The organism is Pseudomonas prosekii (genome assembly GCF_900105155.1).
GTDB classification, from domain to species: domain Bacteria; phylum Pseudomonadota; class Gammaproteobacteria; order Pseudomonadales; family Pseudomonadaceae; genus Aquipseudomonas; species Aquipseudomonas prosekii.
Window position 1 is genome coordinate 3,603,463 of record NZ_LT629762.1, and the last position, 23,304, is coordinate 3,626,766.

20 protein-coding genes are annotated in these 23,304 nt (G+C 62.1%); 15 read left to right on the plus strand and 5 right to left on the minus strand.

Features of this window, described 5'->3' with window-relative positions:
- The first annotated feature begins 17 nt into the window (after positions 1 to 17).
- The 11 genes from nrdR (at position 18) to BLU01_RS16405 (ending at position 8,573) form a co-directional block, all read left to right on the plus strand.
- Positions 18 to 482 carry a transcriptional regulator NrdR gene (nrdR, locus tag BLU01_RS16355; RefSeq protein WP_167370431.1) on the plus strand — a complete coding sequence of 155 codons (465 nt, stop codon included), beginning with the start codon at positions 18 to 20 and terminating at the stop codon, positions 480 to 482.
- Positions 479 to 1,612 carry a bifunctional diaminohydroxyphosphoribosylaminopyrimidine deaminase/5-amino-6-(5-phosphoribosylamino)uracil reductase RibD gene (ribD, locus tag BLU01_RS16360; protein ID WP_092277495.1) on the plus strand — a complete coding sequence of 378 codons (1,134 nt, stop codon included), beginning with the start codon at positions 479 to 481 and terminating at the stop codon, positions 1,610 to 1,612. Before nrdR ends, ribD begins: the two co-directional genes overlap by 4 nt.
- Positions 1,613 to 1,658: 46 nt before the next feature.
- On the plus strand, positions 1,659 to 2,324 hold the full coding sequence (locus BLU01_RS16365; protein WP_092277497.1) for a riboflavin synthase: 666 nt from the start codon (positions 1,659 to 1,661) through the stop codon (positions 2,322 to 2,324).
- Positions 2,325 to 2,354: 30 nt separating this feature from the next.
- The gene (ribBA, locus tag BLU01_RS16370) at positions 2,355 to 3,446 is read left to right on the plus strand and encodes a bifunctional 3,4-dihydroxy-2-butanone-4-phosphate synthase/GTP cyclohydrolase II (protein ID WP_092277500.1); all 1,092 of its coding nucleotides are present in this window, start codon (positions 2,355 to 2,357) and stop codon (positions 3,444 to 3,446) included.
- A 91-nt stretch (positions 3,447 to 3,537) separates the two neighbouring features.
- Positions 3,538 to 4,014, plus strand: coding sequence for a 6,7-dimethyl-8-ribityllumazine synthase (ribH, locus tag BLU01_RS16375; protein ID WP_003185938.1), 477 nt, complete (start codon positions 3,538 to 3,540; stop codon positions 4,012 to 4,014).
- Positions 4,011 to 4,511, plus strand: coding sequence for a transcription antitermination factor NusB (gene nusB, locus BLU01_RS16380; RefSeq protein ID WP_092277503.1), 501 nt, complete (start codon positions 4,011 to 4,013; stop codon positions 4,509 to 4,511). The genes ribH and nusB overlap by 4 nt, the downstream gene beginning before the upstream one ends.
- An 18-nt stretch (positions 4,512 to 4,529) precedes the next feature.
- Entirely contained in the window at positions 4,530 to 5,495 is a 966-nt protein-coding gene (gene thiL, locus BLU01_RS16385; RefSeq protein WP_092277506.1) for a thiamine-phosphate kinase, read from the plus strand.
- Positions 5,496 to 5,717: 222 nt separating this feature from the next.
- The gene (locus BLU01_RS16390) at positions 5,718 to 6,476 is read left to right on the plus strand and encodes a substrate-binding periplasmic protein (RefSeq protein WP_092277509.1); all 759 of its coding nucleotides are present in this window, start codon (positions 5,718 to 5,720) and stop codon (positions 6,474 to 6,476) included.
- Positions 6,477 to 6,727: 251 nt separating this feature from the next.
- Positions 6,728 to 7,345, plus strand: a complete 618-nt coding sequence (ribA, locus tag BLU01_RS16395; protein ID WP_092277512.1) for a GTP cyclohydrolase II — start codon at positions 6,728 to 6,730, stop codon at positions 7,343 to 7,345.
- Positions 7,342 to 7,761 (plus strand): MFS transporter, encoded by a 420-nt coding sequence (locus BLU01_RS16400; protein ID WP_092277515.1) that lies wholly within the window; start codon positions 7,342 to 7,344, stop codon positions 7,759 to 7,761. The genes ribA and BLU01_RS16400 overlap by 4 nt, the downstream gene beginning before the upstream one ends.
- Positions 7,761 to 8,573, plus strand: a complete 813-nt coding sequence (locus BLU01_RS16405) for a cobalamin-binding protein (protein WP_092277518.1) — start codon at positions 7,761 to 7,763, stop codon at positions 8,571 to 8,573. Before BLU01_RS16400 ends, BLU01_RS16405 begins: the two co-directional genes overlap by 1 nt.
- 155 nt (positions 8,574 to 8,728) lie before the next feature.
- Here the strand turns inward: BLU01_RS16405 and BLU01_RS16410 are convergent, their stop codons facing one another.
- The 5 genes from BLU01_RS16410 to BLU01_RS16430 all read right to left on the minus strand — a co-directional run bounded on the left by BLU01_RS16410 (position 8,729) and on the right by BLU01_RS16430 (position 15,261).
- Positions 8,729 to 10,609, minus strand: coding sequence for a TonB-dependent receptor domain-containing protein (locus BLU01_RS16410; RefSeq protein ID WP_092277521.1), 1,881 nt, complete (start codon positions 10,607 to 10,609; stop codon positions 8,729 to 8,731).
- 129 nt (positions 10,610 to 10,738) lie between these two features.
- A complete protein-coding gene (gene dxs / locus BLU01_RS16415; protein ID WP_092277524.1) occupies positions 10,739 to 12,637 on the minus strand; it encodes a 1-deoxy-D-xylulose-5-phosphate synthase in 1,899 nt (632 codons plus the stop codon).
- A gap of 91 nt (positions 12,638 to 12,728) precedes the next feature.
- Complete coding sequence (locus tag BLU01_RS16420; protein WP_092277527.1) at positions 12,729 to 13,616, minus strand: polyprenyl synthetase family protein; 888 nt, start codon at positions 13,614 to 13,616, stop codon at positions 12,729 to 12,731.
- The gene (locus tag BLU01_RS16425; protein ID WP_056743654.1) at positions 13,613 to 13,855 is read right to left on the minus strand and encodes an exodeoxyribonuclease VII small subunit; all 243 of its coding nucleotides are present in this window, start codon (positions 13,853 to 13,855) and stop codon (positions 13,613 to 13,615) included. Before BLU01_RS16425 ends, BLU01_RS16420 begins: the two co-directional genes overlap by 4 nt.
- 260 nt (positions 13,856 to 14,115) lie before the next feature.
- Entirely contained in the window at positions 14,116 to 15,261 is a 1,146-nt protein-coding gene (locus tag BLU01_RS16430) for a Fic family protein (RefSeq protein ID WP_092277530.1), read from the minus strand.
- Positions 15,262 to 15,539: 278 nt separating this feature from the next.
- Here BLU01_RS16430 and BLU01_RS16435 point away from each other — a divergent pair, with 278 nt between their 5' ends.
- From BLU01_RS16435 to BLU01_RS16450, 4 genes are read left to right on the plus strand one after another with little or no spacing between them, the layout of a single operon-like run.
- Positions 15,540 to 16,331: a YfaP family protein gene (locus BLU01_RS16435; RefSeq protein WP_092277533.1), complete on the plus strand. Its 792-nt coding sequence runs from the start codon at positions 15,540 to 15,542 to the stop codon at positions 16,329 to 16,331.
- Positions 16,332 to 16,382: 51 nt separating this feature from the next.
- Positions 16,383 to 18,107 (plus strand): DUF2138 domain-containing protein, encoded by a 1,725-nt coding sequence (locus tag BLU01_RS16440; protein WP_092277536.1) that lies wholly within the window; start codon positions 16,383 to 16,385, stop codon positions 18,105 to 18,107.
- Entirely contained in the window at positions 18,077 to 18,742 is a 666-nt protein-coding gene (locus BLU01_RS16445) for a DUF1175 domain-containing protein (RefSeq protein WP_371918742.1), read from the plus strand. Before BLU01_RS16440 ends, BLU01_RS16445 begins: the two co-directional genes overlap by 31 nt.
- The gene (locus tag BLU01_RS16450; RefSeq protein WP_092277542.1) at positions 18,739 to 23,304 is read left to right on the plus strand and encodes an alpha-2-macroglobulin family protein; all 4,566 of its coding nucleotides are present in this window, start codon (positions 18,739 to 18,741) and stop codon (positions 23,302 to 23,304) included. The genes BLU01_RS16445 and BLU01_RS16450 overlap by 4 nt, the downstream gene beginning before the upstream one ends.

Genomic DNA, 23,304 nt, shown 5'->3' on the forward strand with positions numbered 1-23,304 from the left:
TTTTGTTGCCTGCCACCATGCACTGTCCCTTCTGCGGTGCCAACGACACCAAGGTCATCGACTCGCGTCTGGTCGCCGAGGGCGAACAGGTGCGCCGCCGGCGTGAATGCCTGGCCTGCGGCGAACGTTTCACGACGTTCGAGACCGCCGAACTGGTGTTGCCGCGCCTGATCAAAACCGACGGCAGCCGTCAGCCGTTCGACGAAGAAAAACTGCGCGCCGGCATGCATCGTGCGCTCGAGAAGCGCCCGGTGAGTGTCGAGCGTCTTGAATCGTCGCTGGTGCACATCAAACACAAACTGCGCGCCACCGGCGAACGCGAGGTCAAGTCCCTCGTGGTCGGTGAACTGGTGATGGCCGAGCTGCAAAAGCTCGACGAAGTCGCCTACATTCGTTTCGCCTCCGTGTATCGGCGCTTCCAGGACCTCAACGAGTTCCGCGAAGAGATCGATCGCCTGGCCCGTGAGCCGGTGAAAGAATGACCACCTCCCCAGAGCAAGCCGTCCTCGACGCCCATTACATGGCCCGCGCGCTGGAACTGGCGCGCAAAGGTCACTACACGACGCACCCGAATCCGCGCGTTGGTTGTGTGATCGTGCGGGACGGGCAGATTGTCGGCGAAGGCTGGCACGTACGCACCGGCGAACCGCATGCCGAGGTCCACGCCTTGCGCGCCGCCGGTGACAAGGCTCGCGGCGCTACCGCTTACGTGACCCTCGAACCGTGCAGCCACCATGGCCGCACGCCGCCGTGCGCCGATGCGCTGGTGAACGCAGGCCTCGCGCGGGTAGTCGCGGCGATGCAGGACCCGAACCCGTCGGTCGCCGGTCGCGGCATGCAGCGCTTGGCGCAAGCCGGGATTGCCATTGCAAGCGGCGTGCTCGAAGGCGAGGCGCGCAAGCTTAATGAAGGTTTCCTCAAGCGCATGGAACACGGCTTGCCGTTCGTGCGGGTGAAGTTGGCCATGAGCCTCGACGGGCGCACGGCGATGGAAAGCGGCGAAAGCCAATGGATCACCGGCCCGGCCGCGCGTTCGGCGGTGCAACGCCTGCGCGCCCAGGCCAGCGTGGTGCTGACCGGCGCCGACACCGTGCTGGCGGACAACGCACGGCTGACCGTACGCGCCGAAGAATTAGGCCTCGACGCCGAGCAGACTGCGCTGGCCATGAGCCGACCGCCGCTGCGCGTGTTGATCGACGGCCGCCTGCGCGTGCCGCTGGATGCGCCGTTTTTCAAGGCTGGCCCGGCGTTGGTCGCGACCTGCATGGCGATTGAAGAACAATACGCCAACGGCCCGGAATGCCTCATTGTCGCGGGCGACGATGGTTTGGTGGACCTGCGCAAGTTGCTGGTCGAACTGGCGAATCGCGGGGTCAACGAAGTGTTGGTCGAGGCCGGTCCGCGTCTGGCCGGGGCATTTGCCCAACAGGGGCTGGTCGACGAGTTCACGATCTTCATTGCCGGCAAGTTTCTCGGCTCCTCCGCCCGGCCATTGCTCGACTGGCCACTGGCGCTGATGAAAGACGCGCCCGAGCTGAAAATCACCGAAATCCGCGCGGTTGGCGATGACTGGCGAGTCACTGCCATTCCTTCTCCAGCGGCGAGCGTATAATTCCCGGCCGCAGCCCAGCGACGGCCCTGTTCTCGAGGAGGACTCCATGTTTACCGGCATCATCGAATCCATCGGCAGTATTCGTGCATTGACCCCAAAGGGCGGCGATGTGCGGGTTCACGTAGAAACCGGCAAGCTCGACTTGAGCGACGTCAAACTCGGCGACAGCATCGCGGTCAACGGCGTCTGCCTGACCGCGGTGGAACTGCCAGGCAACGGCTTTGCCGCCGACGTCAGCCGCGAAACCCTCGACTGCACCGCGATGAATGACCTGAAAAGCGGCAGCCCGGTCAACCTCGAAAAAGCCCTGACCCCGACCACTCGCCTTGGCGGGCACTTGGTCAGCGGTCACGTCGATGGCGTCGGCGAAGTCGTCAGCCGCACCGAGAATGCGCGTGCCGTGGAGTTCCGCATTCGCGCGCCGAAAGACCTCGCCAAATACATCGCCCATAAAGGCTCGATCACCGTCGACGGCACCAGCCTGACCGTGAACGCCGTTGATGGCGCCGAATTCCTGCTGACGATCATTCCGCACACCTTGAGCGAAACCATCATGGCGTCTTACCAGCCAGGTCGCCGGGTGAATCTTGAAGTGGACTTGCTGGCGCGTTATCTGGAGCGCCTGTTGTTGGGCGACAAGGCTGCCGAGTCGACGTCCGGTGGCACCATTACCGAAAGCTTTCTGGCCGCCAACGGCTACCTCAAATCCTGAAGCTTTTAATTGCGAAAAAGGGGGTGCCTTGTGGCGCTCAATAGCATCGAAGAACTGGTCGAAGACATCCGCCAAGGCAAGATGGTCATCCTCATGGATGACGAAGACCGCGAGAACGAAGGCGACCTGATCATGGCCGCCGAGTGCTGCCAGCCTGAACACATCAACTTCATGGCCAAGCACGCCCGTGGCCTGATTTGCATGCCGATGAGCCGCGAACGCTGCGAACTGTTGAAGCTGCCGCTGATGGCGCCGCGCAACGGTTCCGGGTTCGGCACCAAGTTCACCGTTTCGATCGAAGCCAGCACCGGCGTGACCACCGGCATCTCCGCCGCCGACCGCGCGCGCACCGTGCAGGCTGCTGCCGCCAAGGACGCCAAGGCTGAGGACATCGTCAGCCCCGGCCACATCTTCCCGCTGATGGCACAACCGGGCGGCACCCTCGCTCGCGCCGGCCACACCGAAGCTGCTTGCGACTTGGCGCGCATGGCCGGTTTCGAGCCGAGCGGGGTGATCTGCGAAGTGATGAACGACGACGGCACCATGTCGCGTCGCGCCGAACTGGAAACCTTCGCCGCCGAACACAACATCAAGATCGGCACCATCGCCGACCTGATCCACTACCGGATGATCCACGAACGTACCGTTCAGCGGATTGCCGAGCAGCCGCTGGACAGCGAACTGGGCCAATTCAACCTGGTGACCTATCGTGATTCGGTGGAAGGCGACGTGCACATGGCGCTGACCCTGGGCACCGTGTGCGCCGACGAACCGACGCTGGTGCGCGTGCACAACATGGACCCGCTGCGCGACTTGCTGATGGTCAAGCAGCCCGGCCGCTGGAGCCTGCGCGCCGCCATGACCGCGGTCGCCGACGCCGGCAGCGGCGTGGTGCTGTTGCTCGGTCACCCGCTCGATGGCGACGTTTTGCTGGCGCATATCCGCGAAACCGCCGAGCAGGCGCCGCCGAAAAAACCGACCACCTACAGCATCGTCGGTGCCGGTTCGCAGATCCTGCGCGACCTCGGTGTGCGCAAAATGCGCCTGATGAGTGCGCCAATGAAATTTAATGCGATATCCGGTTTCGATCTGGAAGTTGTAGAATACGTGCCCTCCGAATAATGACCGGTTGTTTCCAGTCCTTGATTCGCGGTTAACACATCACTGAGGGATGCGTAGAAAACGCGTCCCGGCTCTTTAAGAGATCTAACGAATGACCCTGAAGACCATCGAAGGTACCTTCATCGCCCCTAAAGGCCGCTACGCTTTGGTAGTGGGCCGTTTCAACAGCTTCGTTGTTGAAAGTCTGGTCAGCGGTGCAGTTGATGCCCTGGTTCGCCACGGCGTGAGCGAAAGCGACATCACCATCATCCGCGCGCCTGGCGCCTTCGAAATCCCGCTGGTTGCGCAAAAAGTAGCCCAGAAAGGCGAATACGCGGCAATCATCGCCCTGGGCGCGGTCATTCGTGGCGGTACTCCGCACTTCGAATACGTGGCCGGCGAATGCACCAAGGGCCTGGCCCAGGTGTCCATGGAGTTCGGCGTTCCAGTCGCTTTCGGCGTGCTGACCGTTGATTCCATCGAGCAAGCCATCGAACGTTCCGGCACCAAGGCCGGTAACAAAGGTGCCGAAGCTGCCCTGTCCGCTCTGGAAATGGTCAGCCTGCTGGCACAGTTGGAGGCCAAGTGATTAGCGACGACAGCGATCAGTTCAACCCGCGCGATCCGAAGCCTGCGGATGCCGGCAAGCCATCGAAAAGCGTCAAGCGTCGCGAAGCCCGTCAGCTCGCGACTCAGGCGCTGTACCAATGGCACATGGCCAAGCAATCGCTGAACGAGATCGAAGCGCAGTTCCGGGTCGATAACGATTTCAGCGATGTCGACAGCGCCTACTTCCGCGAAATCCTTCACGGGGTCCCGGCAGGCGTTGACAAGATCGATGCTGCGCTGGCGCCATGCCTGGACATCACCATCGAAGAGCTGGACCCGGTTGAACTGGCCGTCCTGCGTCTGTCGACCTGGGAACTGCTGGAGCGCGTCGACGTGCCGTACCGCGTTGTGATCAACGAAGGTATCGAGCTGGCGAAAGTCTTCGGTTCCACCGATGGCCACAAGTTCGTCAACGGTGTCCTCGACAAGCTCGCCCCGCGTCTGCGTGAAGCTGAAGTGAAGGCGTTCAAGCGCTAACCAGCGCTTGAAACTGCGATGGGCGAGTTTGAGCTGATCCGCCATTTCTTCGCCGCCGCGCCTTGTGCGCAGGGCGGCGAGGGCGTTGCACTGGGGATCGGCGACGATTGCGCCTTGCTCGCTGTTCCTCTCGGGGAACAGCTGGCCATTTCCACCGACACGCTGGTTGCCGGCGTGCATTTCGCAGATCCCTGCGACCCGTTTTTGCTCGGTCAGCGCTCGCTGGCTGTAGCGGTCAGCGACCTGGCCGCCATGGGCGCCACCCCCGTTGCCTTTACCCTTGCCCTGACCTTGCCGACGGTGACCGCCGAGTGGCTGGACGCTTTCGCCCGTGGCTTGAACGTCATGGCGCAGAGCTGTGGCGTGGCGTTGGTCGGCGGCGACACCACCCGTGGCCCATTGAGCCTGACCCTGACCGTATTCGGCCGCGTGCCCGCCGCGCTGGCGCTGACCCGCAGCGGCGCGCAGCCCGGCGATTTGCTGTGTGTCGGCGGCGAGTTGGGCAATGCCGCTGGCGCCTTGCCGCTGGTGCTTGGCCAGCGCAGCGCCGCCGATGCGATCGCCGATCCATTGCTGCGCCATTACTGGTCGCCCCAACCGCAACTGGCCCTCGGTCAGGCATTGCGCGGCAAAGCCACGTCGGCGCTGGATATCTCTGATGGGCTGCTCGCCGATTGCGGGCACATCGCGCTGGCGTCGAAGGTTGGCCTGCGGATCGAGCTGAACCGCTTGCCGCTGTCCGAGGCGCTGGTGGCGTTTCTCGGGCAAACCGGCGCGCAGGACGCGGCCCTCAGCGGTGGCGATGATTACGTTCTAGCGTTTACTTTGCCACCCGTCGAATTGGCGCAACTGCTGGCCGATGGCTGGCCGGTCCATGTGGTCGGCCACGTTGTAAGCGGGCAGGGCGTGGTGTTGCTGGACGCCGATGGACAGGACATCACGCCGCAAACCCGGGGCTATCAACATTTCCGCGAAACCCGGTGAGCGCTCCGCGCCAACACACTTCGGCAGATGCTGGCGCCGCTGCGGTTTGGCGTAAATCCTGGCAATTCATCACGTTCGGCTGCGGTTCCGCTGCCTTGCCCAAGGCTGGCGGCAACTGGGGTCGGTTAGTTGCGCTACCCTTTCTGCGGTGTTGCAGAGATTGCCGGCCGGGGATGCAGGAGCTTCTGCGAATTTTCGCCTGAGTGAAACAGGGGACTGGGGATGGCTCGACGCTGGTTGATGCGCTGCTTGATGCGCTGGTTATTGCTCAGTTTCGCGCTGTGCTGCTCGCTCGCTCAAGCGGGGGATGCCGCGCCAATGCCGTCGGTGATTCATCTGGCCAGCGAAGACTGGGAAGAATACACCGCTGCTGACGGCCACGGTCTCGGTTGGGACGTACTGCGCGCCGTGTTCGAGCCGGCCGGGGTCAAACTGGATATTCGCACCGAGCCCTACACCCGCGCCCTTGGCCTGGCCCAGCGTGGCGAAGTGGACGCGTGTGTCGGCGCTTATCGCGATGAAACCAGCGACCTGCTGTACCCGCATTGGAGCTTCGACACCGATCACATCTACGCCCTGGGCCTGGCGAGCAACCCGCCACCGACCCTGGACACTCTCGGCAGCTATCGGCTGGCTTGGGTGCGGGGCTACAAATATCAGGATTACCTGCCCAACGTGAAACGCTTCAATGAAGTGGTGCGGCGCACTGGAATCCTCTCGATGCTGACCCACAACCGCGCCGACTATTACATTGATGCCCTGACCGAAATCGATTACTTGCTCGCCCGCGCCAGAGATCCTGCGCAATTTCGCCGCACGCACATCGCTGAATTGCCGCTGTACCTGTGCTTCGCCGACAACCCCAAGGCCCGCACGTTGATGGCGTTGTTCGACCAGCGCATGGCCCTGCTGGTGAAAAGCGGCGAGCTGAAGCCGATCTTCGCCAAGTGGAAACAGCCGTACCCGTTTGACCCGGATTGACGCCGATCACCCTGCCGACACCAAATCTTGTAGGAGTGAGCCTGCTCGCGATGGCGGTGGGTCAGTCACACTTATGTCGAATGTGCCAACGCTATCGCGAGCAGGCTCACTCCTACAGGGACTATGAGTTGTCTGGTTGATCAAACTTTTTGATTGTTATGCCCCATAATTCAGCCTAAGCGTCCGTTGGAACCTGCTGTTACAATGCCGCCTCTGCGAATCTCCAGTACTTATTGATCAGGAGCACAACGGTGCCTGTCGTTTTTGTCGCCGCTTCGAAGCTGCCAACGCCTTTTGCGCAATTCACCATGCACGGCTTTCTCGATGAAGAGAACGGGCGCGAGCACGTCGTGCTGAGCCTGGGTGAGTTCGCCGACGGTGCCCCGGTACTCGGTCGGTTGCACTCCGAATGCCTGACCGGCGATGCCTTGTTCAGCCAGCGTTGCGACTGCGGCTCGCAACTTGAAGCGGCGCTGCAAGCCATCGCCCGAGAAGGTCGTGGCGTGTTGCTGTACTTGCGTCAGGAAGGTCGCGGCATTGGCCTGCTGAACAAGATCCGCGCGTATGAATTGCAGGATGGCGGCGCCGACACCGTTGAAGCCAACGAGCGTCTGGGCTTCGCCGCCGATCAGCGCGATTACGCCATGTGCCTGCCGATGCTTGAGCATCTGGGCGTGAAATCCCTGCGATTGATGACCAACAACCCGCGCAAGGTCAAAGCCATGACCGACATGGGCATCGTCGTCGCCGAGCGCGTGCCGCTGCACACCGGGCATAACCCGCATAACAAACTGTATCTGGCGACCAAGGCCAAAAAGCTCGACCACATGATGGGCAACGAGCATCAGGGCGAGGTAGACCGGGCGTGACGCGCGGTCAGGTGCGGCGGCGACTGTCCTTTAACTGGTGGCAATACCTGGCGCTGGCGTTGGTGCCGTTGTTCGTGATCAACGGCGTGTTTGGCCAGACCGAGGCGATTCTGCCGGTGCTGGCGATGCCGTTGTTCATTGCTGGCGTGGCCTCGATGTTTGTCAGCCTGAAGTTTTTCGGCGGCTACAAACACGCGCTGATCGCCACGCAAAAAGCCCTCGACACACCTGAAGAGCCGGCCGCCTGGATCGCCCTCGCGGCCAAGCGTCGTACCGCGTTTCTGGCCGCCAGCCTGCCGGCGTGGATTGGTGCATTGGCAGTGTTCGTCGGCCTCGAAGCGGTGCCGCTGATGTTGCTGGCGCTGTCCACCGCCGTGCTGTTTTACCTCTACCGTATCCCGCGTCAACTCGGCTGATGCTTCGCGTCTGGCTGGCGGTTTTGCTGTTGGCCGTCAGCGGTTCGGTGTTTGCGGTGGAGCGCGTGGTTGCGCGGGTCGTCAGCCTCGCGCCGTCCCTGACGGAAATCGTCGTCGAGCTGGATTCAGCTGACTTGCTGGTCGGGGTGCTGGATGCCGGCGAGCGTCCTGCCGCGATCAAAGACCTGCCGTCGGTTGGCCGCTATGGCCAGTTGGACATGGAGCGGCTGCTCAGCCTCAAACCCGATTTGCTGTTGCTCTGGCCTGGCAGCGTCGGCCCGGCGCAGCGTGAGCAACTCAAGCGCTTGAACATTCCCACTTACGTCGCCGAACCGCACAACCTCGAACAACTCACCACACAAATTGCTGCGATCGCCGATCAGCTGGGACGACCTCAGCGGGGCGTGGTGTTGGCGGCGCAGCTGCGGCAGAAACTGCATAACCTGCGCCAGCGCTATCGTCGGGACACGCCGTTGCAGGTGTTCTATCAAGTCTGGGATCGGCCGCTGTACACCGTCGGTGGCGGGCAAATCATCAGCGACGCATTGCAGGTATGCGGGGCGCGCAATGTGTTTGCCGACCTGACGTTGCCGGCGCCGCAAATCAGCGTCGAGGCGGTGTTGCAGCGCAACCCCGAAGTGATTCTGGCCAGTGATCAGGCGCAGTTGGATGCGTGGAAAGCCTGGCCGCAAGTGACGGCAGTGGCTCGCGGACAATTGTTGTTGGTGACCGACAAAGGCCTGGAGCGGCCGAGCGGGCAGATGATCGAAGCGACCGCGAAGCTCTGCCAGATCATCGCGCCAGAGCGTTAGAAAACCCTGTGGCGAGGGGGCTTGCCCCCGTTCGGTTGCGCAGCGACCGCATTCCAGTCACCGCGGTCGGCCTGCCAAAACGCGGTGGCTGCATTGGGGCTGCTGCGCAGCCCAACGGGGGCAAGCCCCCTCGCCACAATTGATCGCGCCGGACTTTACAGCTCAGGCGTCCAGGTCACCCCGAACATCCAGGCCCGACCTTCTTCGCGATAGCCGTATTGGCTGCTGCCATAGCTGTACAACGCGCGGCTGTAACCCTTGTCGAGCAAGTTGTCGACCTTCAGCTCAAGCTTCACTTCGCGGTTCAGCGCCCAACTGCTGCGCAAACCGAGCAGCGCGTAACCGCCCAAGGCTTGCCCGTTGTTCTCGTCGTCGTAACTGCTGCTGACTGCTTGCCAACTGGCGCCCAGACCCAGTCGATCAAATTGTCGATCCAGATCCAGGCTCAATGTGCGCCGCGCACGCCGGGCCAGGGTGTGGCCGCTGTCGCGATCACGCGGGTCGATGATCGCCACGCCGAGGTTGCTCTGCCAGCCGAACAATTCCTGTTTGAGCGCCGCTTCGAAACCGTTGATCCGCGCTGAAGCGACGTTCTGCGGGCCGTTGCCGCCGAAGATAATCGCGTCTTCAAGGTCGGTGCGGTACAGCGAGGCTTCCAGTCGGCTGCTCTCGCTCAACTGACTGCGCCACTGCAATTCGTAGCTTTTCGAACGCTCGGGCTTGAGGTCCGGGTTGCTGAAATCCGGGTAATACAAGTCATTGAAGGTCGGCGCGCGGAAGCCTTCGCTGTAGGTCAGCAGCACGTCGTTGTTCGGGTTCAGCGGCAGGGTGAAGGTGCCGCTCCAACTGTTCTGGCCGCCGAACTGCTGGTTCTGGTCGCGGCGCAAACCCAGCTCCGTGGAGAAGCTGTCGGCCTTGTAGCGATGCTGGACAAACGCGGCGCGGTTCCAGCGGCTGTCCTCGTCGAACGGCGTGCTGCTGTTGACCCGGTCTTCGTACCAGTCGCCGCCGACGATCAAACTGTTACGCGCGTCGAGCGTCAGGTCGTTCTGCCAGTTCACCGAGTCGCGGTAGGTGTTGAACACGCTGCGCTCATCGCTGAGTTTGTCGAAAGTTTTTTCGCGGTTTTCGCTGTGACCGAATTCGAGGCGGGTTTTCCACACGTCATTGATGCGCGCATCGACGTAACTGCTGAGGCTGCTGACGTTGAAATCGCTGTACGGCTGCTGCTGCAGCGATTCGAAGGTGTTCAGGTCGAAGCGCCCGAACGGGTTGTCGAATTCGCTTCTGCCGCGGTTATCCAGCAGGTTGGCGCCGATTTCGACGTTGTCGGTCAGCGCATGACTGAGGCTCAGGCTGACCGATTTGTTGCGGTATTCATCGTGATCGCCGTCGCTTGGATACGATTTGGTCGTGCGGTCGATCCCGGCTGTTTCATCGAGGCTGGTGCCGAGGTTGAAGCGGGTTTTGTCGTCGCCGCCGGACACGCCGAGGCTGCGTTCCCACGTTTGATTGCTGCCGAAACCGACGTGCAGGCGCGGCTGCAAGCCCGGTTCGGCGCCGCGTCGGGTGAAGATCTGGACTACCCCGCCAATCGCATCGCTGCCATAAATCACCGAGCGCGAGCCGCGTAATACTTCCACGCGCTCGACCTGTTCGATGTTGATGTGTTGCAGGTTGCTGTCGCCGGACGTCGAGTTGCCGATGCGCTGGCCGTCAACCAACACCAGGCTCTGCGCCGATTTGGTCCCGCGAATGTAAATCCCCGGCAAACTGCCGCGACCCCCGGTTTGCCCGACTTGCACGCCCGGCACGCGGCGCAACAGGTCGGTGACGCTGCTCGGTTGCAGGCGATCAATGTCGTCGCGGGTGAACACGGTGTTGGCCGCGCTGCTGTCGTTGCGCGCTTCGACCTGGCGGTTGGCGCTGATCAACACGTCGGGCAGCTTCAGCGCCTGATCACGCTCGAAGGTGTCGGCCAGGAGTTGGCCGGCCGGCAAGAGTGTCAGCGTCAGGGCGAGAGGAGAGAGTTTCATAGATATCCGTAGCAAACACGGTACTTGTAGGAGCGAGGCTTGCCCGCGAAGAGGCCCTAACATCCAACATTTGCGTTGCCTGTTAAAACGCCTTCGCGGGCAAGCCTCGCTCCTACAGGGGCGGGGGAATTACTTGGCAAGCAGTTGTAAACGCTCACGCACCGACGCTTCGATCCCGGCTTCATCCAACCCGCACTCGGCGAGCATTTGCGCAGGTTTGGCATGTTCGACGTAGGTGTCCGGCAAGCCGAGGTGCAGCATCGACTTGAGGATGTTTTCCCGCGCCAGAAACTCGCTGACTGCGCCACCGGCGCCGCCCATGATCGCGTTCTCTTCGAGGGTCACCAGCAACGTGTGACTGCCGGCGATTTCGCGGACCAGTGCTTCGTCCAGCGGTTTGACGAAACGCATGTCGACCACGGTCGCATCCAGCGTCTCCGCGACTCTCAGCGCTTCGGTCAATTGCACGCCGAACACCAGCAGGGCGACGTTTTTGCCTTGGCGGCGCACTACACCTTTGCCGATTTCAATCGGTTGCAGGTCTTTTTCGATCACTGCATTCGGGCCGTTGCCGCGCGGGTAGCGTACCGCCGCCGGGCCGTTGTACAGGTGGCCGGTGGTGAGCATTTTGCGTAATTCGTTTTCATCGCTCGGGGTCATCACCAGCATGCCGGGGATGCAGCGCAGGTACGACAGGTCAAAACTGCCGGCGTGCGTCGGGCCGTCTTCGCCCACTAAACCTGCGCGGTCGATGGCGAACAAGACGTCGAGGTTTTGCACCGCCACGTCGTGCACCAATTGGTCATAGCCGCGCTGGAGGAACGTCGAATAAATCGCCACCACCGGTTTCGCGCCTTCGCAGGCCATGCCGGCAGCGAACGTCACTGCGTGCTGCTCGGCAATCGCCACGTCGAAATAGCGCAGCGGGAAGCGCTCGCTGAACGCCACCAGGTCCGAGCCTTCCTTCATTGCCGGAGTAACCCCGACCAGGCGCGGATCGGCTTCGGCCATGTCGCACAGCCATTCGCCGAACACACCGGAATACTTCGGCCCGCTGGCCTTTTTCGGCGCGGCGGCCGGGGCGTCCACGGGTTCCAGTTTGGTGATCGCGTGATAACCGATCGGGTCGACTTCCGCCGGGGCGAAGCCTTTGCCTTTCTTGGTGACGATGTGCAGGAATTGCGGGCCTTTGAGGTCGCGCATGTTGCGCAACGTGGCGATCAGCGTCGGCAGGTCGTGGCCGTCGATCGGGCCGATGTAGTTCCAGCCAAGCTCTTCGAACAGCGTGCCGGGGACCAGCATGCCCTTGGCGTATTCTTCGGTACGCCGGGCAATTTCCCAGGCGCCGGGCAGGCGCGACAGGACCTTTTTGCTGCCCTCACGCATGCTCGCGTAAGTGCGGCTGGAGAGAATCTTTGCAAGATAATTCGACAGGCCACCGACGTTGCGCGAAATCGACATGTCGTTGTCGTTGAGGATCACCAACATGTTGGCGTTCACTTCCGGCGCGTGGTTCAGCGCTTCGAACGCCATGCCGGCGGTCAACGCGCCGTCGCCGATCACGGCGATGGCTTTGCGATCACTGTTTTGCAGGCGGGCGGCGATGGCCATGCCCAGCGCAGCGCTGATCGAGGTGCTGGAGTGGCCGACGCCAAAGGTGTCGTACTCGCTCTCGGAGCGCCGCGGGAAGGCTGCAACGCCGTCCTTCTGGCGCAGCGTGGCCATGCGCTCGCGACGGCCAGTGAGGATTTTGTGCGGATACGCCTGATGACCAACGTCCCACACCAGCCGGTCGTCCGGGGTGTCGAAGACGTAATGCAGCGCGATGGTCAGCTCGATGACGCCCAGGCCGGCGCCGAAATGCCCACCGGTCTGGCCGACCGTGTAGAGCAATTCCAGGCGCAATTCATCGGCCAGGGTTTCCAGCTCGGCTTCGCCTAACCGGCGCAGGCCGTCCGGCGTATTCGCGCGGTCGAGCAAGGGCGTGGTCGGGCGCGTGCGGGGAATCTCATGAAACGTCGTGGGCATCAGGCGAATCGTTATAGGTATAGAAGAGGCGGCAGTTTACCTGATGCATCGGCCCCTGCCCACGCGTTGCGTTTTTTTGGCGGATGCGCTGTCAGCTGCGGCGCTCGACAATGTAACGGGCCAGATCGCGCAAAGGCTCGGCGGCCGCGTCAAACGGTCGCAGCGCATGCAGGGCCTGATCGCGCAGTTCCAGGGCATAAGCCTTGGCCGCATCGAGACCGAGCAACGCCGGGTAAGTCGGCTTGTCCCGGGCAATATCGGCGCCCTGGCGTTTGCCGAGGGTTTCGGTATCGCTTTCGACGTCGAGAATGTCGTCCTGCACCTGAAACGCCAGGCCGATCGCCTGTGCGTAAGTCTGCAACGACTTCAGTTCGTCCTTCTCGGCGCGGCCACTGGCCAGCGCGCCAAGCTTGACGCTGACCTCGATCAGCGCGCCGGTCTTGTGCCGGTGCATGTATTCGAGGGCTTTCTGATCGAGCTTCAAGCCGACCGAACCGAGGTCGATGGCTTGCCCGCCGACCATGCCCGCCGGGCCTGCAGCCACCGCGAGAGCGCCGACCATTTGCAGCGAAGTTTGCGCATCCGGGGCGCTCAGGCGCGGGTCGAGCAGGGCGCTGAACGCCAGGCTCTGCAAACCGTCACCGGCGAGAATGGCGCAGGCTTCATCGAATTTCTTGTGCGTAGTCGGCTGGCCGCGACGCAAATCGTCGTCGTCCATCGCCGGCAAGTCGTCGTGCACCAGCGAATACGCGTGGATCAACTCCACCGCACACGCCGCGCCGTTCGCCTGTTCAGCCTTGCCGCCAAGCGCTTCGCATGCGGCGTATGCCAGCAGCGGACGCACGCGTTTGCCGCCATTCATCACGCTGTAACGCATGGCTTCATAGAGGCGCGCGAGTTCAGCGCTCGGCGGGTTGAACAGGGTTTCCAGCGCTGCGTTGACGCGAGCCTGGCTGGTCGCCGAATACGCTGCGATCATTCTGGCTGATCCGCTTCGAAGGGTTCCTCGGCCAGCTCGCCATCACGCTCGAGCAGCACCTGGACTTTTTGCTCGGCCTGAGCCAGCGCTGCCTGGCAATCGCGGGTCAGACCGATGCCTTGCTCGAAAGCCGTCAGCGAATCTTCCAGCGACAACTCGCCATTCTCCAGCCGCTCGACCAGCGTTTGCAGGTCAGCGAGGGATTGTTCGAAATCCAGTGCAGCTTTTTTGCGGGCCATGGGCGGCTATTTCCGGTTGACGTTAAACCGGCGCGACACTAGCAGACATGGGGGTTATGGGCAAATGAGCGGGGTGTTCTGCCACGAAATCATGGGGAGTGAACGCTATCATTGTGGCGAGGGGGCTTGCCCCCGTTGGGTCGCAAAGCGGCCCTAAAACCAGGCGCCGCGTTTTGTCAGACGTATCGCATTTAGCTGGCGACTGCTTTGCAGCCGAACGGGGGCAAGCCCCCTCGCCACAGGGTCAGGTTTAATCCTGATTATTCGGTGGAGGCATCGGGATAGCGGATTTGGTAGCGAGTACTGCGTCCACCGCCAGGAAGGCGTTTGAGGCAGCCCTTCTCCAGCAATTCACTCAGATGACGTGTCGCCGTCGCCTTCGAGACCTTGGCCACTGCCTGATACTGCGCCGCGCTGATACCGTTCTCGAAACCGCGTTCGCCGCCATCCAGCAAGCGATTCAGTACTTTGGTCTGCTCCACCGACAGCGCAGACGCGCGATGTGCCTGCCAGAAACGCGCCTTGCCCAGCACCGACTCAATCCGCGCCATCGCTTGCTGCAAACTGCGCAGCAGAGTTTGCAGAAACCACTCCAGCCATTGGGTGATATCCGATGTGCCTTTCTGGCTGTTTTCCAGCACCCGGTAATAGCCCGAACGATCCTCAAGAATGCTCGCCGACATTGCATAAAAACGAATCGCTTGCGCCTCGCCCTGCGCCAGTGCGAAGTCGGTAATGGTCCGTGTCAGCCGCCCGTTACCGTCGTCGAACGGGTGCAGCGTGACGAACCAGAAGTGCGCAATGCCGGCCCGCAGCAATGGGTCGAGGTCAGGCTGATGGCGAGTGCTGTCAAACCAGACAAGAAATGTCTCCAGTTGCTGCTCAAGCCCTGCGCGCGGCGGCGCCTCGAAGTGCACCGTTGGCCGGTCGAGTCGACCGGAAACCACCTGCATCGGCTCATCGCCGCGCAATGCGCCGACGCGGATCGCACGGGCGGCGAAGTCTGTGCCTTGATCGGGAAACAGCCATTGATGCCATTCCAGCAATCGCGGCACCGTCAGCGGCTGCGCAAAATGCTGCGTGGCATCCAGCAGCAATTGCGCCAACCCTTCACTGCGTTGGCTGACGTGATCGCCTTCAGTCAATTGCAAACCCAGGCGCCGCGCGAGCGAAGAGCGCACCGAACCGACGTTCAGTTGCTCACCCTCGATCGCCGATGACGTGACGATGTTCTGTAACAACGCATCCAGCTCGTTTTGCGCATTCAGCGAGGCGTCGACAGAACTGGCCATGCCAATCAATTGACCTTGCGCCTGCACGCACTCGCGCAGCAACGGCGCCAAGCGGTCGGCCTGCCAGTTGAAAGTCGGCCAGTCAGGTTGTTGCCAGATCCAGTGAGGTGCCATGAATGCGCGGGCTCGAAGGGGTGATGAGCCGAATAATAGTCCTATTCGGCTCATCTAGTGAGCCGAATAACCCAGCTATTCGGCTCACGCCCGTCAGTTGCCGTGATTCCTGCCGCAAATAGCGATGTATCCGATTGTTAAAAAACTGCCGAATGGCTAATCTTCGCGGCTTCTACGACCCGATAGTCACGGGTCATTTTGACGAAACACAGTTTTGGTATCTGTGACGCGCCGAGGATCGGGCGCAGGGTTTCGTTGTGCATGGCAGGAGGCGTTGCATGCGTGGTTTTCTTTCACTGCTGATGATCACGGTCTGGGCCAGCGCGGCTTGGGCCGAGCCGACGGCCGAGCTGTCGGAGCCGGTCGGCGGCTGGCGTTTCAACGGCTTGCTCGATCGCAGTGAAAACCCGCGGGTGGCCTACCCGACGCCGCCGATCGATCGCGGCGTGCAGCGTAACCGCACGATGATCGAAGGCCAGCTCAAGGCCATCGGCACCCAGCGCGGGCCGCACACCCTGGCGGTCAACGGCAATCCCTTGAATCTCTACACCGACGACGCCGGCCGTTTCGCCCGGCCGTATGCGTTCGGCGCCGGTTCCAACAGCGTCGAAGTGCGCAGCGCCGAAGGCAAATCGCTGAAACGCGTTCAATTCTACGAAGCCAACAATCTGCGCACCCCGGCGCGGATTCGCGTGGTGCTGGGTTGGGACGATCCGAAAGCTGAACTCGACTTGCACATCGTCACGCCCGACGGTCAGCACGCGTTCTGGGCGCGCCCGGCGATGAGCAATGGCGGCGGCCTCGACCCCGATGGCGTCGATGGCCCCGGCCCGGAAATGTTCACCATGACCGCGCCGATGCATGGCACCTATCTGGTTTACGTGAACTATTGGGGCAACTTCGGCAACGGCGGCTATAACTTTGACGAGACCAGCAACCAGAACGAGGTGATTACCTCGCAGATCAACCTGGTGCTCAACGAAAACACCGTCGACGAAAAACGCGAAACATTCATCGTGCCCCTGCGGGCCATCGGTGATCTGTTGCTGGTCAAGACTTTCAACTATTAAGCATCCCGCTCCACGGATGAATTGCTGAGCTTTGGGAACATGAGCGTGAACATGAGCGATAACACTACTTCACCAGCAGTTGCCCCGGCCGCCGAAACGCCTGCCGGCAAACCTTCCCGGCGCTGGCCAGCCGTGCTGATCGGGCTGTGCCTGGTCGCCGGGGTGGCGGCGGGGTTGGGCTGGTTCATGCAAAAACCCAAAGCGCCGCCGGTGGAACTGGCCAGTGACAAACTGGGCATGAGCCGCCCGGACGGCCTGCTCGAAACCCATTCCCTGAGCCAGTTGCCCAAAGACCTGCTGGCGGTGCCGTTCCTCAAGGAAACCCTCACCGAAGATTTCGTCTTCTATTACGAAGCGCACGCCGATCGCCTCGGTTTGATCGGCAGCTTGCGGCGGATCATTTACGAACATGACCTGAAGCTGCAGGACAGCCTGATCGAGCAACTCTTCGATCAACCGGCAGACGTAGCGCTGTGGCGTGGGGCGGATGGTCGCCTGAAAGACTTTTTGCTGGTGATGGATCGCGGTGGTCTGGCGAAAGTGCTGGAGCCGCTGGCCAAAGTTGCGCTGGATGACACGCAACTGACCCAGGTCGGCACGGTGAAAGTCGGCGCCGATGACGTGGCGCTTTATCAACTGACCTACAACGCCAGGCGAGCGCTGCTGTTCGCTTCGCATGGCGACAAATTGGTGGTGCTGTCGAACCCGGCCAAACTCTATGACGCCGAAAGTGGTGTTTCTGAAGAGTCGGGCGCGGTGTCCACCAAGTCCATCGCCGCGCTGCTCAACGGCGACAAACTGTTCCCCGAAGCCTTCGGTCTGCCGCCGCGTGCGCCGGAAGTGAAACAACGTTTGTCGGTGAATTCCAGCGTATTGGCCATGGGTTATCAGCGCTTCATCCCGAACTTCGCCGGTCTGCGTTTCGACATGGACGACAAAGGCTGGCACAGCTTTTTGGCGATGGACGAATTGGAGAACCAGCCGGACTTCGATTTCAAACCGATCTGGCAAGCCATGCCGATGGGCGCCAGCGCCTGCGTAGCCTTGCCGCTCGCCGCCGAACAACAGAAACCGCTGCTGATAAAACTCGGCGCCGAAGAACAAGTAGCGCAAGCCCTGACCGAACACATGGCCGGCGCCGCGGGCCTGTGCTGGTACGCCGATTCGCGGCTATACACGCCGTTGCTGGTGGCCAGCCTCAACGACAGCGACAGCGCCAAACTCGATGGCGACTTGGGCAAGCTGTTCGGCTCGATGGTCGGCGCCTACGAAGGCAACGTCGAGGAACACGCGTTCCCGGTGGTCGAGAAACAGCAAGGTGAAACGCGCCAGTGGCTGCGTCAGGTCAGCTCCAATTTCGGCCCGTATAAAGCCAAGGACGCCGAGAACCCGGACGCGATCACCGGCAAGGCTTTCATGAAAGTCAGCCTCGCTCGTCACGGCTCGACGCTGCTGTTTTCCCTCGACGACAAACTGGTCGACAAGGCCCTCGGCACGCTCGACAAACGCTTCCCGCCGATGGCCGACGTGGTGCCGAAAGACCTGCTGATGCCGGTGTATTTCGGCCCGGATTCGATGGCGCAACTGATGCAACAGGAAACCCTCGACAGCCTGCCGCAGGACATGGAGCCGGTGTTCTACAACGCCGCGCAAACTTACCTGATGCCGAAACTGCGCAAGCTCGGCGGTTACGGCAAGTACGCGCTGACCCTGCCCGAAGGCAGCGAGCCGGACGGCCATTGGCAATGGTTGCCGCTGGAGTGGAAAGCCCTGTGACCACCCTTATCCGAGGCCTCGGGCTGCTGGCGATGTTGCTCGGCAGTCGCGCGTTTGCCACTGAGGCGCCGCCGCTGGATGTGCAGCAATCGCAGGTGTTCCGCGCCTGGTTTGTGCGCATTGCCCAAGAGCAATTGACCCAAGGCCCGAGCCCGCGCTGGTTCCAGCAGGATTGCGCGGGGCTGGTGCGGTTTGCCGCCAACGAAGCGCTGAAAGTGCATGACGACAAATGGCTGCGCAGCAATGGTCTGTCCAATCGCTACCTGCCGCCGGAGCTGCAACTGAGCGACGCGCAACGCAGCCTCGCCCAGCAATGGCAGCAGGGCGGCGGCAAGGTCGGGCCCTACGTCAACGCGATCAAACTGATTCAGTTCAACAGCCATCTGGTGGGCCGCGACGTGGCCCAGGCCCGGCCCGGCGACCTGATGTTTTTCGATCAGGGCGACGACCAGCACCTGATGATCTGGATGGGCCGCTTCATCGCCTATCACACCGGCACCACCACCCCCACTGACAACGGCATGCGATCCGCGAGCCTGCAGCAACTCATGACATGGAAGGACACCCGATGGATACCCGACGCAGCCAACCCCAACTTCATCGGCGTCTATCGACTGAACTTTCTCTCCCAATGATCGGTGCCCGCATGTTGCGTTTACTGCCTCTGCTGTTGGTTTTAGCGCTGCCGTTTTCGGCGGTGAATGCCGAAGACACCGTCGAGCCGAGCGGCTACACGCCGGTCTCCGGTGAAAGCTTTTTCCTGTTGGCGGACAGCAGTTTCGCCGCCGACGAACAAGCGATGGTGCGCCTCGAAGCGCCGGGCCGCGATTATCGCCGCTTCCGCATGGAGCCTTACGGCGGCGCCGACATTCGCGTGTATCGCATCGACAAACCGCTGGATTTCCTCAAGCGCCAGAAGAACCTGCATCGCGTGGTCAGCGACGGCCAGTTCAAGGGTGAAGGGCTGTCGAACACCCTCGCGTACCTGTGGGACAACTGGTACCGCAAGTCTCGTCGCGTGATGCAACGGGCGTTTTCTTACGAGTCGCGTAAACAAGTCACCGAGGAAGTGCCCGAACTGAAGATGGGCAACGCGATTGCCGCGCCAACGCCCTACGACGCTCAGCCGCAATTCGCGCTGATCCCGGGCCTGCCGGTGGTCAGCCAATTCCGTTATCCGCTGTGGGAGGCCAAACCGATCCAGCCGCCGACCGGGGTCAATCTGGACGGTTCTTCCAGCGAATTCGTCAGCGTCTCGCCGGGCAACGTCTACATTCCGTTGGGTCATCTGAAGCCGGGCCTGTACCTGGTCGAAGCGCTGATCGGCAAGTACCGCGCGACCACCATGGTCTTCGTGTCCAACACCGTCGCCGTGAGCAAAATTGCCGGCGATGAACTGCTGGTCTGGGCCGCGCGCAAACACGAAGGCAGTTCGGTGCCGAAGGTCAATGTGCTGTGGACCGACGGCCTCGGTGTGATGAGCAGCGGCGCGACTGACGCCGATGGTTTGCTGCGTCTCAAACACGTCAGCCCGGAGCGTTCGTTCGTGATCGGTGAAGACGAAGAGGGCGGGGTGTTCGTCTCGGAAAACTTCTATTACGACAGCGAAATCTACGACACCAAACTCTACGCCTTCACCGACCGGCCGCTGTACCGGCCGGGCGACTGGGTGTCGCTGAAAATCGTCGGTCGCGAGTTCAAGAACGCCCGCGATTCGGTGGCGCCGAGCGCTGCCGACGTCAACGTGACCGTGCTTGATGCCACCGGCACAGCCCTGCAAACGCTGGCGCTGAAACTTGATTCCAAATCCGGCACGCAAGGGCGTTTCCAGTTGCCGGACAACGCGGTGGCGGGCGGTTATGAACTGCGTTTCAGCTACAAGGATCAGGCCTACAGCAGTGCCTTCCGCGTGGCTGAATACATCAAGCCGCACTTCGAGATTTCGCTGAACCTGGCCAAACAGGATTACCGCACCGGCGAACCGGTGAAGGGCAATCTGGTGCTGCTGTACCCGGACGGCAAACCGGTGGTCGGGGCCAAATTGACCCTGAGCCTGCGCGCCCAGCAACTGTCGATGGTCGATAACGAGCTGCAATACCTCGGGCAATTCCCGATCGAGCTGACCAGCACCGAACTGACCACCGACGCCAAGGGTAACGCGACCCTCGACCTGCCGGCCACCGACAAACCGAGCCGCTACATGCTCAGCGTGTTCGCCAGCGATGGCGCGGCGTATCGGGTCAAGACCACCAAGGAAATCCTCATCGACCGCGGCGCCGCCAACTTCAGCCTGCGCGCGCCGCAACGGTTCAGCGCGGTGGGCGACAAGGTTGCGTTCAAATACGCCAACGAGGGCGGCAGCGAGCAAACCAAAGCGGTCACGCCGAGCAGCTACAGCTGGGTGCGTCTGGAAGACCAGAGCACTGGCGAAGGCAAACTCGCGGCCAAGGACAAAGGCTTCAGCCTCGCGTTCGAGCGGCCGGGCACCTACAACCTGACGTTGAAGGATGAACACGGCCGCGTGATCGGCGCGACCGGGCATTCGGTCACCGGCGACGGCGTCAAAGCCGTGCCGGGCACCGTCGAAATTGTCTTCGACAAAGCCGAGTACAAGGCTGGCGACGAAGCCCTCGCCTTGATCACTTTTCCCGAGCCGATCAGCGACGCGCTGTTGTCGCTGGAGCGCGACAAAGTCGAGGCCACGGCGCTGCTGTCCAAGGGCGGCGACTGGCTGAAAATGGAAAAACTCAGCGAAACCCAATACCGCGCCCGCATTGCGGTGAAGGACAATTTTGCGCCGAACCTGACGTTCTCGGTCCTGTACACCAAGGGCGGTCAATACAGCTTCCAGAACGCCGGCATCAAGGTGATTGCGCCGCAAATCGACGTGGCGATCGCCACCGATAAAGAGGCTTATCAGCCGGGCGATACCGTTTCGGTTGACCTGACAACGCAGTTCGCCGGCAAGCCGATTCCGGCGCACCTGACGGTCAGCGTCGTCGACGAAATGGTTTACGCGCTGCAACCGGAAGTCGCGCCGACCATCGACCAATTCTTCTACCACCCGCGCCGCAATAACGTGCGCACCAGCGCCAGCCTGTCGTTCATCAGTTACGACGTCGCGTTGCCGGGCAGCCCCGGCGCGCCGGGCAAAGCCAATCGCAGCGAGCGCGGGGTGAAAGTGCTGGAGCGGCCGCGTCGTGAAGACGTCGACACCGCCGCATGGCAGCCGGAATTGATCACCGATGCCAACGGCAAAACCCGTTTCACTTTCAAGATGCCGGACTCGCTGACCCGCTGGCGCATCACCGCCCGCGCCATCGCCGATGACGGCCAGGTCGGGCAGAAAAAGCAATTCGTCCGTTCGGAAAAACCGCTGTACCTGAAGTGGAGCGGCCCGAGCAAATTCCGCAATGGCGACAAACCGGCACTGGGTGTATTCGCCTTCAGTCAGGCGGAAAAGCCGGTCAAAGCCGAGCTGGTGATTCATTACGCCGGCACCGAACAACGGGTGCCGGTAAACCTCAACAACGGCATCAATTACATCGCGCTGCCGGCGTTTGCGCTGGCTTCCGGCGACTGGTCCGCAGAGCTGCTGCAGGACGGCAAAACCGCAGATGCGCTGGCCGTGCGCCTGACCGCCACCGGTGAAGGCTGGCAGGTGACGCAGAGCCAAAGTCTGGACGTGGCCAGCGGTGATACGCCGCTGACCTTGCCGGCCGACGCTACCGACATTCGCCTGCGTCTGGATGACAGTCCGCAAGCGCTGTTCCGCTCGGCGCTGGATGATTTGCTCAGCTATCCGTATGGCGGCGTCGAACAGACGGCCAGTCGTTTGTTGCCGCTGGGCATCGCTTATCCGGCGTTGTCGAGCAACCCGCAGATTCGCGATCGCTTGCGCCTGATCATGCAAAACAGCCGTCTGCGCCTGGTGCAAATGGCCGGGCCATCGGCGAGTTTCACTTGGTGGGGCCAGGACGGCGAGCCGGACGCGTTCCTCACCGCTTACGCCTATTACGCCGACTGGTACGCCAGCAGAGCCCTGGAACTGAGCCTGCCGCCGGAGCATTGGCAGCGGGTGTTGGAGGTGTACGCCAAGCAAGCGCCGAACACGCCGTTGCTGCAACGGGCGCTGATCCTGTCGTTCGCCAAACAAATGCAATTGCCGGTGAACACGCTGCTCAGCGGCTTGATGGATGATTTGGCGAAGGCTGGCGACGGCAACGGCGCCACCCTGATGGACGATGGTCAAGACAGCCTGGTGATGAGCGATCCGGATTCAGCGCTTGGCCTGGCAGCGGCGCGGGCGTTGACCGCTTCGTTGGCGAAGCAGTCGAAAGTGACGATGCCTGAGGCTTTCAGCCGTCAAGTCGCTGATGCGCAACAGCGTCTGGCCGTGAGTTCGCAGCCGTTCGCCGAGGCCCTCAACCTGTCGCTGCAACCGTTCGATCAAGCGCAAGCGCAGCAGTTGTTGCAGCGTCTGTTGCCGCAGCAATCGACCCTCGAACGCGCCTTGGCCCTGAGCTGGTTGCAACGCAGCATCGAGCAGGCGTCGCCGACCATTGCTCTGGCACCCGGTGACGGCTGGAAGAAAAACTACGGCGCGACCGGCGAGATGTATTGGACATGGCAGGGCGCTACGCCGGTGCCAACCGTGTTGTCGCTGGCCGGGACGCAGGAACGTCCATTGCGCGCGGCGTTGAGCTTCCAGAGTCAGCAACCGCCGGTTGATCCGATGGCCGTGACCATCACCCGACGCCTGTCGCGTCTGGTGCCGGGTGACGAAGAGTTCGAATTCAAACTTGAAGCGGTCGGCACTAAGCCGTTGTCCAGCGACAGCCTGTACCTCGACGAAGTGATCATCACCAGCAAAGCCGCGAAACCGCTGCGCTACGGCATGATCGAAGTGCCGCTGCCACCGGGCGCCGATGTCGAGCGCACCACGTGGGGCATCAAACTGTCGGGCAAGGCCGGCACCGAACCGACGGCGCTGGAGAAGGCGCGCTTCGAGCCGGGCCAGTTGGCGTATGCGATTCCGGTGGACGCGCTGAGCGGCGAATTGCGCGTGCGGCACTTGGTGCGCTTCTCGCAAAAAGGCCAGTTCAACCTGCCACCAGTGCGTTTCACCCAGGTCTACGCGCCACAGCATCAGGCCCAGGAACAGAAACCGGCGCTCGGCCAGGTCACGGTCAACTGA